This is a genomic window from Comamonas sp. MYb396, from assembly GCF_037479555.1.
In the GTDB taxonomy this organism is placed as follows: Bacteria; Pseudomonadota; Gammaproteobacteria; order Burkholderiales; family Burkholderiaceae_C; genus Comamonas.
The window spans coordinates 23,291-35,432 of record NZ_JBBGYU010000003.1 but is presented as its reverse complement, the minus strand read 5'-3'; the positions used below and the strand labels follow the sequence as shown (position 1 = coordinate 35,432).

12 protein-coding genes are annotated in these 12,142 nt (G+C 65.9%); 6 read left to right on the top strand and 6 right to left on the bottom strand.

Going from position 1 to position 12,142, the window contains the following annotated elements:
- The first annotated feature begins 43 nt into the window (after positions 1-43).
- Positions 44-172, top strand: a complete 129-nt coding sequence (locus WH265_RS08035) for a hypothetical protein (protein ID WP_339557899.1) — start codon at positions 44-46, stop codon at positions 170-172.
- Between the two features lie 38 nt (positions 173-210).
- A complete protein-coding gene (locus tag WH265_RS08030; RefSeq protein WP_339557898.1) occupies positions 211-2,676 on the top strand; it encodes an adenosylcobalamin-dependent ribonucleoside-diphosphate reductase in 2,466 nt (821 codons plus the stop codon).
- Between the two features lie 110 nt (positions 2,677-2,786).
- On the opposite strand, the gene WH265_RS08025 is transcribed toward WH265_RS08030, so the two are convergent.
- The 5 genes from WH265_RS08025 to WH265_RS08005 form a co-directional block, all read right to left on the bottom strand.
- A complete protein-coding gene (locus WH265_RS08025; RefSeq protein ID WP_339516185.1) occupies positions 2,787-3,173 on the bottom strand; it encodes a carboxymuconolactone decarboxylase family protein in 387 nt (128 codons plus the stop codon).
- Positions 3,166-3,588, bottom strand: coding sequence for a MerR family transcriptional regulator (locus WH265_RS08020; protein ID WP_021027591.1), 423 nt, complete (start codon positions 3,586-3,588; stop codon positions 3,166-3,168). Before WH265_RS08020 ends, WH265_RS08025 begins: the two co-directional genes overlap by 8 nt.
- Positions 3,589-3,711: 123 nt before the next feature.
- Entirely contained in the window at positions 3,712-4,017 is a 306-nt protein-coding gene (locus WH265_RS08015; protein WP_021027590.1) for a BTH_I0359 family protein, read from the bottom strand.
- A 183-nt stretch (positions 4,018-4,200) separates the two neighbouring features.
- Entirely contained in the window at positions 4,201-5,466 is a 1,266-nt protein-coding gene (locus tag WH265_RS08010) for a DUF3108 domain-containing protein (protein WP_339557897.1), read from the bottom strand.
- Positions 5,467-5,514: 48 nt separating this feature from the next.
- Positions 5,515-6,327 (bottom strand): IclR family transcriptional regulator, encoded by an 813-nt coding sequence (locus WH265_RS08005; RefSeq protein ID WP_339557896.1) that lies wholly within the window; start codon positions 6,325-6,327, stop codon positions 5,515-5,517.
- Between the two features lie 158 nt (positions 6,328-6,485).
- Between WH265_RS08005 and WH265_RS08000 the strand changes: the two genes are divergently transcribed.
- Positions 6,486-7,535 (top strand): fumarylacetoacetate hydrolase family protein, encoded by a 1,050-nt coding sequence (locus WH265_RS08000; protein WP_339557895.1) that lies wholly within the window; start codon positions 6,486-6,488, stop codon positions 7,533-7,535.
- An 80-nt stretch (positions 7,536-7,615) separates the two neighbouring features.
- Here the strand turns inward: WH265_RS08000 and WH265_RS07995 are convergent, their stop codons facing one another.
- Positions 7,616-8,062, bottom strand: a complete 447-nt coding sequence (locus tag WH265_RS07995) for a MarR family winged helix-turn-helix transcriptional regulator (RefSeq protein WP_021025643.1) — start codon at positions 8,060-8,062, stop codon at positions 7,616-7,618.
- A 194-nt stretch (positions 8,063-8,256) separates the two neighbouring features.
- Between WH265_RS07995 and hmgA the strand changes: the two genes are divergently transcribed.
- From hmgA to WH265_RS07980, 3 genes are all read left to right on the top strand, one after another.
- On the top strand, positions 8,257-9,567 hold the full coding sequence (gene hmgA, locus WH265_RS07990) for a homogentisate 1,2-dioxygenase (protein WP_339557894.1): 1,311 nt from the start codon (positions 8,257-8,259) through the stop codon (positions 9,565-9,567).
- 29 nt (positions 9,568-9,596) lie between these two features.
- Positions 9,597-10,916 carry a fumarylacetoacetase gene (gene fahA / locus WH265_RS07985; protein ID WP_339557893.1) on the top strand — a complete coding sequence of 440 codons (1,320 nt, stop codon included), beginning with the start codon at positions 9,597-9,599 and terminating at the stop codon, positions 10,914-10,916.
- Positions 10,917-11,023: 107 nt separating this feature from the next.
- A complete protein-coding gene (locus WH265_RS07980; protein WP_339557892.1) occupies positions 11,024-11,995 on the top strand; it encodes a Bug family tripartite tricarboxylate transporter substrate binding protein in 972 nt (323 codons plus the stop codon).
- The last annotated feature ends 147 nt before the right edge of the window (positions 11,996-12,142 follow it).

Below are 12,142 nucleotides of genomic sequence, written 5' to 3'. Positions count from 1 at the left end.
GGGTAGATTGGCAGTTGGTCTCCAACCCCCGAGTGAGTTTGGATTGGCCTATCGATTTCACCAAACTGCCGCCCTGACCCTGGGCATGCCCGAGCGCCATGCCCCGCTGCATGGGGCCGGGCTGCGGGTCGCCTGGCGCCAGTGCTGCCCCAGCGGCAGCCCATCGCCGTGATCTGCGGGCACACGACCGATTTTTTGAGGATTTAACAGATGAAACGCGACAACATCACCCAGTCTCCCCAGGCCCTGGCTGCCCAGGCACCCCAGGCCATCAGCCTGGATGTGCTCAAGGAGAAGTACTTCAAGGGTGATGAGTCCAGCATCGAAGACCTCTACAGCCGCGTCGCACGCGCGCTCGCGGCGGTGGAAAAGCCCGAGCTGCAGGCCGAATGGGAGGCCAGGTTCTACGCCAACCTGCATGCCGGCGCCATTGGCGCGGGCCGCATCATGTCGGCCGCCGGTACCGACATCCAGGCGACCTTGATCAACTGCTTTGTGCAGCCGGTGGGCGACTGCATCCAGGGCTTTGACGACGAAGGCTACCCCGGCATTTACGAGGCGCTGCGCGAAGCGGCAGAGACCATGCGGCGCGGTGGCGGTGTGGGCTATGACTTCTCGCGCATCCGCCCACGGGGGGCGGAGGTCAAGGGCACGGCCTCGATGGCCTCGGGCCCTTGCAGCTATATCAATGTGTTTGACCAGAGCTGCTCGACGGTGGAGTCGGCCGGCGCACGCCGGGGCGCGCAAATGGGCGTGCTGCGCATCGACCACCCCGATGTGATGGAGTTCATCACCGCCAAGCGCACGCCGGGCCGCTGGAACAACTTCAATGTGTCGGTGGGTGTGCCCGATGCCTTCATGCAGGCGGTGGTGGACGATGCCGACTGGCAGCTGGTGCACAGCGGCAAGCCCAATGCCAAGCTGCGCGCCGAAGGTGCGGTGCTGCGGGATGACGGCCAGTGGGTCTACAAGACGGTGCGTGCCCGGGCGATGTGGGACACGATCATGACCTCGACCTATGATTTTGCCGAGCCGGGCATCCTGTTCCTCGACCACATCAACGACGACAACAACCTGCGCTACTGCGAGCGCATTGCCGCGACCAACCCCTGCGGCGAGCAGCCGCTGCCGTCCTACGGTTGCTGCGACCTGGGCCCCATCATCCTGACCCGCTTTGTACGCAACCCCTTTGGTTTTGGTGGCCTGCCGAGCTTTGATTTCGACAGCTTCGAGCAGGTCGTGGCCACCCAGGTGCGTGCGCTGGACAACGTGCTGGACGCCACCTTCTGGCCGCTGGAGCAGCAGCGTGAGGAGTCGGCTGCCAAGCGCCGCATTGGCGTGGGCTTTACCGGCATGGGCAATACCTTGACGATGCTGACCCTGCGCTACTCCGACCAGGAAGGCCGCGACATGGCCAAACGCATTGCCGAATGCATGCGCGATGCCTCCTACCGCGCCTCGGTCGGCCTGGCCAAAGAGAAGGGTGCCTTCCCCAAGTTCGATGCCAAGGGCTACCTGGCCAAGGGCACCTTTGCCAGCCGCCTGCCCCAGGACATCCAGGACGACATCCAAAAACACGGCATCCGCAACAGTCACCTGCTGTCGATTGCGCCCACCGGCACCGTCTCGCTGGCCTTTGCCGACAATGCCTCCAACGGCATTGAGCCCGCTTTCTCATGGACCTACACCCGCAACAAGCGCGAGGCCGATGGCAGCAAGAGCCAGTACCAGGTCGAAGACCACAGCTGGCGCCTGTACCGCGAGCTGGGCGGCGATGTGGAGCAGCTGCCCGCCTACTTTGTCTCGGCGCTGGAGATGTCGGCCACCGAGCACCTGGCGATGATGGAGACGGTGCAGCCCTATGTGGATACGGCCATCTCCAAGACGGTGAACATCCCCGCCGACTACCCCTATGAGGACTTCAAGAACCTGTACCTGCAGGCCTGGCGCGGCAACCTGAAGGGCCTGGCCACCTACCGCCCCAACAGCATTCTGGGTGCGGTGCTGGAGACCACGCCCGCCGCCAAACCCGAAGCCCCAGCCGCCGAGAAGGCCGCCGCAGCGGCGCTGGTGGACCCGATGAAGCTGGTGATCGAGCGCCGCCCCGAGGGCGAGCTCAGCGCCGTGGCCGACAAGGTCGAGTACTGGACCCAGGAAGGCCAGCAGCGCCTCTACATCATCGTCTCCTTCCTGCCGGTGCCCAGCGCCGATGGCAAGAGCATGGTGGACCGGGCGGTGGAGTTCTTCATGCCCGTGGGCCAGAGCGGCGAGTCGCAGCAGTGGATCACCTCCAGCATGCGCCTGCTGTCGCTGGCCGCGCGCGGTGGCTTCCTGGAGCGTGCCCTGGCCGACATGCGCAAGGTCGCCTGGGACCGGGGCCCCGTGCGCCTGGGCACCTACCAGCGCGCCGATGGCACCCATGTGCCGATGTGGCACGACTCGGAAGTGGCCGCCATCGCCTATGCGGTGCAGCAGATCCTGGAGCGCCGCCGCCAGCAGAACCTGCCCGGCATCAGCAGCTCCACCCTGACCCCGGCCGTGCCCGCGCCCGTGGTGAGCCAGGCCCTGCAGACCATGGCCGGCAAAAAATGCAACGAGTGCGGCGCCCATGCGGTGATCCGCAAGGATGGCTGCGAGTACTGCACCGCCTGCGGCGCCGTCGGTGCCTGCGGTTAAGCCTGCGCTGGCGCTGAACCTGGCCTTCAGCCGCTGAGAAAAAACGCCCGTGTCGCAAGACCGGGCGTTGTCGTTGGTGGGCCCTGTGTTTCCGCCGTGGCCTTGCGGGATCAGCGCGGCACCGCTGACTGCGCAAATACCTCCTTGGCCACAAACAGGCCGTTGAGCGCGGCCGGAAACCCGGCATAGACGGCCATCTGCATGATGGTCTCCACCACTTCCTGCTGGCTGCAACCCACATTCAATGCCGCCTGGATATGTACCTTCAGCTGCGGCGCGGCATGGCCCAGCGCGGTGAGGGCGGCCACCGTGGCAATCTCGCGGCTTTTGAGGTCCAGCCCCGGGCGGCTGTAGATGTCGCCAAAGGGGAATTCGATCAGGTAATCCGCAAAGTCAGGCGCGATACCGGCCAGGCTGGCCACTACGTGCTCTCCGGCATGGCCATCGATTTCGCGCAGTTTGTCCAGGCCACGTTGGTAGCGGGTGGTTTCAGCCATGGTTCGACTCCTTCTTCGGCGTGGTGTTTTTGTGGGGCGGCGCTGAGGCTGCGGCTTCCAGTGCCTGGTAATGGGCAATCTTGTCTTGCAGCGCCTGGGCGGCTTGCTGCATGGCGCTGATGTCGGCCTGCACCTCGGCCAGGTGCGTTTGCAGCATGGCGCGCCGCGCGGGCACCGTGGCATCGCCGGTGCTGCGCAACTGGGCGAACAGGCGCATCTTCTGGATGGGCATGCGGGTGGTGCGCAAGCGGGTCAGAAAGGCGAGCCAGGCCAGGTCGGCTGCGGCATAGCGGCGTTGGCCGCCGGCCGCACGCGCTACGGCGGCAATCAGGCCGATACGTTCGTAGTAGCGCAAGGTGTGGGCGCTCAACCCGGTGCGTTGCGCTGCTTCTTCAATGCTGAGAGGTGGTTCCATGCAGGCATTGTCGAAGTTAGAGCGCACTCTAAGTCAAGGGCTGCCGCTGCTTTTGGGCAAAAAAAAGCTGTTTGCGCCTGGAGGGTACGCAAACAGCGGGGATGGGGGCGAGAGGTGCAGCGCTTAATGCACGATCACCGGTTGCTGGGCCAGGCCGGTGTAGCGGTCCAGTGTGGCCTCGACTTCTTCTTCAGTCGGTGCATTGGCTTGCCAGGCCTGGATTTGCTGGTGGAACATTTCTGCCCAGGCGCCATCGAGGTAGAGCTCCTTGCCGCTGCGCTTGTCCACAATCTCAAAACCCTGGCGCTGCAGATGGCGCAGCGGTTCGGTAACGGTGGGGTTGGTGACGGAAGCACCATCGTTGGACAGGGGCAGCTCTGGCGTCAGGTGCAACACCACAAAAGAGTCCGAGTCGTAAATCATTTGCATGATGTTCCTCCTTGTGAAGTGCAGGTGGTGGCAGTTTGCGGCATTGCAAGTCTGCGTCCACATGTCCGTTGTAGCAGGTTTTGATGGCATTCCTGGCAATTGGCGCCCTTTTTACGGCCAAACGTCGCAAATCAGGGACGTATCGCGCAGGCTTTGTCGTACAAACCCGCGCAGCGCGGCGATTCAAGGCGGGCTGTCCACCGTGGCCGCCTGCAGCTGCAGATCGGCAAAATCGCCATTGGACTGGGACAGGCGGATGCGCACCGGCAGGTACTGCAGCGAAGGGGCCAGCCAGAGGTGGGCCGTTTGGTCCTGGCCCTTGCGCGGCTGGCGCGTCAGGCGCAGGCTGGGGGTGGGCCCGGCGGGCAAATCCAGCGTTTCGGGGCCGTCGACGACAAAGGTCCAGACCTCGGCGCTGCGCGCGCTGGTCACGTTGATGGCCACCGTGCTGCCGGGGGTATAGCGCTCGGGGTTGGCCGCCACCATGCTCGAGAGCTGCAAAAAGATCGACAACCGGTCCTGCACACCGGCGCTCACGGCCTGGGGCTCGTCACCATCGCTGTAGCGGATGCGGGCTGCCGGGGCATCGAGCTCGGCGCTGCGCTCTTTGCGCGCCTTGTCGACAAACCTTTGGGGCGCCAGGCCATGGGGCGTAATCTGGCCGCTGCTGGTCTGGCTGCGGCTGCCCATCAAAAAGGCCGACACCTCCTGCTCGGCCTGGTAGCGCTGGCCATCGGTCTTGAACGTCAGCTGCGCCTTGGCCGAGTACTGGAAACCCTTGGCCGAGCCCTTGGCCTGGAACTGCAGCCGCGCCGAGGGCGGCAGCTTGATCGCAGGCAGCGGGCCGGCATAGCCGGGGCTGCCAATGCCTATGGCGGGCGCGGGTTCGCTGGCAGCACTAGCACTGGGCGCCTCCGTCTCGGCCTTGGCCTCCGAGGTGGATGCGCTGGCATCGCCCTGGTCTGCGACGGCATTGAGCGGCTGCAGATCGGCAGCAGAGCCGGGGATGGGCTCCGGCGTGGGCGCGGGGCTGGCTTCGCCGGATGCGAGCAGCTGGTCCAGTGCTGACGGGGCCGCGGGTGCCGCGTCGGCTTCTGCGGTAGGTGCTGCCTCCGAGGTGGCTGGGTTTTCGCTGGACGCTTCGCGGAACTTGGGGCCCACACTCGCGCGGCTGGCTGGCGCTTGTTCTGGCGGCGCTTTTTGGACCTGGGGCCGGGGGGCGACAGGCGCCGCTTGCGCCACGCTGGGCCTGGAGGCCGGCGTGGGTGCAGGCGGCACGGCCGCCGGGGGCGGTGGGGCTATTTGGCGCACCTCAAAGCGCAGCTCCTTGGGGGTGCTGCCGGTGATGCGCGCCTTTCTGATCGCCTCCTGCACCCCGGGCCAGGCCAGCAGCAGCCCGTGGGCGGCCAGCACGGCAAAAGTCAGCAGGATGAGAGGGCGTTGGCGCATGAGACGCCCAGTGTAGTGCCTGCTGCGCAGGCCCACAGGGCAGCTGGATTAGGTCGAAAGCAGGGCCTGGTCGCCCGGTTCTGCGCCGCTGTAGCCCAGCGCGTGCGAGAGCTGGGCGGCGATGGCCTGCAGGCCCTGGGCCATGGCCCCTTGGGGGGCGGGGTCAAACGTGGCCTGCGTGCCCAGGCTGGTGATGCCCAGCACCAGCTGGCCGCGCGCATCAAAGACGGGCGCGCACAGTGCGACCACGCTGGGCAGCAGGGTGTCGACCACGCAGGCGGTGCCCTGGCTGCGCACCTGGGCGAACAGCTGGTGCGCGGCGGCGGCGGTCTGGGGCAGGTCACTGCGCCCGGCCAGGCGTGCTTGCGCCAGCTCGCGCGCCAGGGCAGCCTCGGTCCGCGCGGCGGGCAGCCAGGCGCCAAAGCAGCGCCCGGTAGCCGATGAGAGCAGCGGCATCACATCGCCCAGGCGCAGGTGGCCGGTGGTGCCATGGGGCGGCTCCTCCCAGTGCACGATGGTGGCGCCATGGTTGCCCCAGACGGCCAGCGCCACCGTGTGGCCCAGGCGGTCGAGCCAATCGGGTATGCGCTCGCGCGCCAGCCGCACTGCATCGCTGCGGCGCAGCGCCGCCAGCCCCAGCTGCAAGGCCATCGGGCCCAGGTCGTAGCGCGAGGTGGCCGCCTCCTGTTTGACCAGGCCGCTGCGCTGGTAGCTGACCAGATAACGGTGGGCCTTGGCTGCCGGCATCGCAGCGGCCTGCGCCAGGTCTTTGAGCGCCAGCGGGCCTTGGGCCTCCACCAGCGCCTGCAACAGCGCAAATCCCACCTCGACTGACTGAATGCCTGCACGATCCTTGTCCATGGCGGTAGTTTAAGGTATTCTAAATAAAGGAATGCATTTCACTAATCGTAATTTCACGCTGCAAGGCGTGCATTGCGATAGGCACAAGCAGCGTGGCAAGCGCCCAGCCTGGGGCCAATCTGGCACGATAGAGGCATGTTTGACTGTGAGACACCGGTATGAAGCTTGCAAGCTATAAAGACGGATCGCGCGACGGCCAGCTGGTCGTCGTCTCGCGCGACCTGCGCACGGCCCATTACGCCTCCGGGATCGCGCACCGCCTCCAGCAGGTGCTCGACGACTGGTATTTCTACGCCCCCCAGCTGCAGGACCTGTACGACGCGCTCAATGCCGACCGCGCGCGCCACAGCTTTGACTTCAACCCCGCCCAGTGCATGGCACCGCTGCCACGCGCCTACCAGTGGCTCTGCGGCGCCGCCTACCTGAGCCATGTGGCCTTGCTGCGCCAGGCACCGGGTGAGGACTTGCCCGCGGCGCTGAAGACCGATCCCTTGGTCCACCAGGGCGCGGGCGACGCCTTCATCGGCCCCTGTGACGACATCGTCGTGGCGAGCGAGGCCATGGGCATTGATTTCTCGGCCGAGCTGGCCGTCATCACTGGCGATGTGAAGCAGGACAGCAGTCCTGAAGATGCGCTCGACAGCGTGCGCCTGCTGATGCTGGCCAATCCGGTGAGCCTGCGCCAGCTGCAGGCGGCCGAGCAGGACAAGGGCGCGGGCCTGGTGCAGAGCAAGCCGGTGACGGCCTTCAGCCCGGTGGCCATCACCCCCGATGAACTGGGCGATGCCTGGCGCGGCGGCAAGGTGCACCTGGCCTTGCAGACCAGCTGGAACGGCCGCAAGGTCGGCATGTGCGATGCGGGCCCGGAGATGGGTTTTCACTTTGGCCAGCTGATCGCCCATGCCGCCAAGACGCGCCACCTGCGCGCCGGCACCGTGCTGGGCAGCGGCACCGTCAGCAACAGCGGCGCCGAAAAGCACGGCCGCATGGACTGGCCCAAGGGCTATGGCTGCATCGCCGAAAAGCGCAGCATGGAAGTGCTGCAAAAAAGCAAGACTGCCACCGGCTTCATGCAGTTTGGCGACACGGTGCGCATCGAGATGAAGGGCAAGGACGGCCACAGCCTGTTTGGTGCGATTGACCAGAGTGTGGCCTCGCTTTACCAGGCGCAGGCCGATGCCGTGGCCGAGCCGGAGGCCGCTGCATGATGGCCAGGCTGCATGCCTGCCAGTGGCGGCGCAAGCCGCTGCGGCGCCATGCATGCAGCCCTGCGGGCAGCAGGGCCGCGCTACTCGGGCAGGCTGGTCTGGCGCGCGTGCTGCAGCAGGCGGTCGAGCAGCACACTGAGCTGCTCGCGCTCGTCGATGGTCAGCGCCGAGAGAATCTCTTCATTGCGGCGGGCGATGACCACCATGACCTTCTCCCAGCACTCGCAGCCCTTGGGCGTGAGGCTGAGCACCACGCCGCGCCCGTCCACTTCGCTGGCCTGCTTGAGCACCAGGCCCTGCTCGACCAGCGCCTGGGTGGAGCGGCTGGCCTGGGCCTTGTTCAGGTTGGCGCGCATCGCCAGGTCATTGACCGACAAGGGATGGAACGCGCCAATCGCTGCCAGGCAGCGGGCCTCGCTGATAGGGATGCCCACCTCCTCCTCGTACACCATCTGGGTGGTGCGGTCGGTGACTTTGGCCAGCGCATGCAGGCGGTGGGTATAGGTACGGTCCAGCGGCGTGTTCAACGCGTCTCCTTGGTTTTGTATCAATGCTGGCTGGGAAAACAGCTACCGCGACTATGTCACGGAGCCCCGCTTTGCGGAAGCGCCCAGGGCACGCCCACGTCCAGTATTTTCCCTAGGGATTCCTAGTGATCGCTTCACCGCCAGGTCCGCACGGCCGGCACACCCGCCCCAACAACGACTGAAAGGAGACATGCATGCGCAGTTTGAACGCCGAGCCCCGGCACTATATGACAGGTTTTGCCAATGAATGGGCGACCGAGGCCGAGCCGGGGGCGCTGCCCGTGGGGCGCAATTCGCCGCAGGTCGCGCCGCTGGGCCTGTATGCCGAGCAGTTGTCAGGCACGGCCTTTACCGCGCCACGCCACAGCAACCGCCGCAGCTGGCTCTACCGCATCCGCCCCGGCGCCATGCATGAGCCCTTTGCGCCGCTGGCCCTGCCGCGCTGGAAAAGCCATGTGACCGGCGGCTTTGACGAGGTGCCCACGCCCCCCAACCAGCTGCGCTGGGATCCGCTGCCGCTGCCCGATGCGCCCTGCGATTTTCTGCAGGGCATTGTCAGCATGGCCGGCAATGCCGCCTGCGGCATCCACCTGTATGCGGCCAACCGTAGCATGGAAGGGCGCTATTTCTACAATGCCGATGGCGAGCTGCTGATCGTGCCCCAGCAGGGGCGGTTGCAGATTGCCACCGAGCTGGGGACCTTGGCGGTGGAGCCGCAAGAGATCTGCGTGGTGCCCCGGGGGGTGCGCTTTGCCGTGACTCTGCTTGACGGTACCGCGCGCGGCTATGTCTGCGAAAACTACGGCGAGCTGCTCAAGCTGCCTGACCTGGGCGTGATCGGCTCCAACGGCCTGGCCAACCCGCGTGATTTCCAGACGCCGGTCGCCGCCTACGAGGACAAGGAGGGCGACTTCGAGCTGGTGGCCAAACTGCGCGGCCACTTCTGGACGGCGCGCATCGGCCATTCGCCCCTCGATGTGGTGGCCTGGCATGGCAACTACGCGCCCTACAAATACGACCTGCGCCGCTTCAACACCATCGGCTCGATCAGCTACGACCACCCCGATCCGTCGATCTTTCTGGTGTTGCAGTCGCCCACCTCCCTGCCCGGCGTGGATGCGCTGGACTTTGTCATCTTCCCGCCGCGCGTGCTGGTGGCGCAGGACACCTTCCGTCCGCCCTGGTTCCACCGCAATTTCGCCAGCGAGTTCATGGGCCTGATCGAGGGCGCCTACGACGCCAAGGCCGAGGGCTTTGTGCCCGGAGGTGCCTCCCTGCACAACTGCATGAGCGGCCACGGGCCCGATGCCGACACCTTCGACAAGGCCAGCAAGTCCGATACGCACAAACCGCACTACATCGACAACACGATGGCCTTCATGTTCGAGACCCCCGCCGTCATCCAGCCCACCGCTTACGCGCTGGAGACGGTGCAGCTGCAGCACGAGTACTACCGCTGCTGGCAAGGGCTGCAAAAGCATTTCAAGCCCCAGCGCAAAGCCTGAGGCGATTCCCCCACTTGGAGACATTAAGCATGACCCTGCTCAACGAAACCCATGACCCCGCGCTGCAAAGCTGGGTCCCTAGCGCCCAGGCCGCTGGCAGCGATTTCCCGCTGCAGAACCTGCCCTTTGCCAGCTTTCGCCGCCAAGGCAGCCAGCAAGCCTGGCGCGGCGGCGTCGCCATTGGCGACCAGATTGTCGACCTGCAGGCGCTGGCCGCCGGCGGCAGCCTGAGCGGCGATGCGCAGCGCGCCGCCGAGGCGGGCGCGCAGGAATCGCTCAACGCCCTGATGGCGCTGGGCCCCCAGGCCTGGAGCGCGCTGCGCCTAGCGCTGTCGCGCGGCCTGCGCGTGGGCGCTGCCGAGCAGGCGCAGTGGCAGGGCTTCCTGGTGCCGCAAGCGCAGGCCGAGTACAACCTGCCCGCGCGGATCGGTGACTACACCGACTTCTACACCTCCATCCACCACGCGACCAATATCGGCAAGCAGTTCCGCCCGGACAACCCCCTGCTGCCCAACTACCAGTGGGTGCCGATTGGCTACCATGGCCGCTCGTCGAGCATCGTGGTCTCGGGCACGCCGTTCAAGCGCCCGGTGGGCCAGACCAAGGCGCCCGATGCAGCGGTGCCGACGGTCAAGGCCAGCGCGCGCATGGATATCGAGCTGGAAATGGGCATCTTCGTGGGCCAGTCCAACGCGCTGGGCGAGCCCGTCAGCATTGGCGAGGCCGAGGACCATGTGTTTGGCCTCTGCCTGCTCAATGACTGGTCGGCACGCGACATCCAGCCCTGGGAATACCAGCCGCTGGGCCCGTTTCTGTCGAAGAACTTTGCCTCGACCCTCTCCCCCTGGGTGGTGACCCTGGAGGCGCTGGCGCCTTACCGCGTCGCCTTTGCCCGCCCCGACGGCGATCCGCAGCCGCTGCCCTATATGGACAGCGCCCACAACCGCGATGCCGGTGCCTTTGACATTGCATTGGCCGTGGACCTGCAGACGGCCAAGATGCGTGCCGCCGGCCAGCCAGCGGTGCAGATCACCCAGTCCAACTACCGCCATGCCTACTGGACTGTGGCCCAGCTGGTGGCCCACCACACCATCAACGGCTGCAACCTGCAGCCCGGTGACCTGCTGGGCACCGGCACCCTGTCCGGCCCCAGCCTGGACCAGGCCGCCGCGCTGATCGAGCTGACCGTGGGCGGCAAGCAGCCGCTGACCTTGCCCAATGGCGAGACCCGCACCTGGCTGGAAGATGGCGACGCCGTGGTGCTGCGCGGCTGGTGCGAACGGCCCGGTGCCGCCCGCATCGGCTTTGGCCCTTGCGAAGGCCAGATGCTGCCTGCGCGTACGCTGTAAGCGACAGCTGCCTGGCTGGGGGCAGGTGGACAATGCCACCAGGCCCCGGCCGGCGCCCTTAGCCCGGTGCCACTGAGACAAAAAGATTAGCAACAGGAGACAACACCATGCCCACCCCTTTTTCCCTGCGCCAGCTGCTGGCTGCCGCCGCGCTGGCCTTGCCGGTCCTCGGCCACGCCGCCTACCCCGAGCGTCCCATTGAATGGGTCGTGCCCTATGCAGCGGGCGGCGGCTCCGATGTGGTCGCCCGCGTGGTGGCCGAGCCGATGGCCAAGGCCCTGGGCCAGTCCATCATCATCCTCAACAAGCCTGGCGCGGCCACCAATATCGGTGCCGATTACGCCGCGCGCGCCAAGCCCGATGGCTACACCCTGCTCACGGGTGACACCGGCACCCTGGCGGCCAATGCCTTTCTGTACCAAAAGCTCAGCTACAGCGCCGAAAAGGACTTTGCGCCGGTGGGCATGCTGGTGCGCTTTCCGCTGATCTTGGTCGTCAACCCCAAGCTGCCGGTCAAGAACCTGGCCGAGTTCACCGCCTGGGCCAAGGCGCAGCAGGGTGGCGTCAGCTATGCAACGCCCGGCGCAGGCTCGCCCCACCACCTGGCGACCGAGATTTTCAAGGAGCAGGTCAAGCTGAGCCTCGTCCATGTGCCTTACAAGGGCGCGGCGCCTGCGGTGCAGGATGTCCTGGGCGGCCAGGTGCCCTTCATGTTTGTCGACTCGGTGGCCGGCTTCCAGAACATCCAGGCGGGCAAGCTGCGCGCCATTGGCATTGCAACGCCGCAGCGCTCCAAGGTGTTTCCGGATGTGCCCACCTTGGATGAGCAGGGGGTGAAGGGCTTTGAAGCCTATGCCTGGCAGGGCCTGGTGGTCCCCAAGGCCACGCCCGAAGACCGGGTGAACCGCTTGAGCGAGCAGCTGCAGGCCACGTTGAAGGACCCGGCCGTTGTCAAGCGCCTCGAAGACATGGGGCTGGAAGTGACGCCGACGGGCCGCAGCGAGATGGAGAAATTCCTCGTCACAGAGCGTAATAAACTGGGTCCCGTGATAAAAACCAACAATATTCAATTAGATTAGTTAAAAATTGTCGAATTGCGTTAAAATCGAAGCGCCAGTTGGTTAACCATTCGGGTTAAAAAAGTTAAGTCACCAAGCGCGATGTCCTAGACATCGCGCTTTTTTTGTGCCTGCGCTCTCAAAGAACCCTGGGCTGACGCCTGCGCG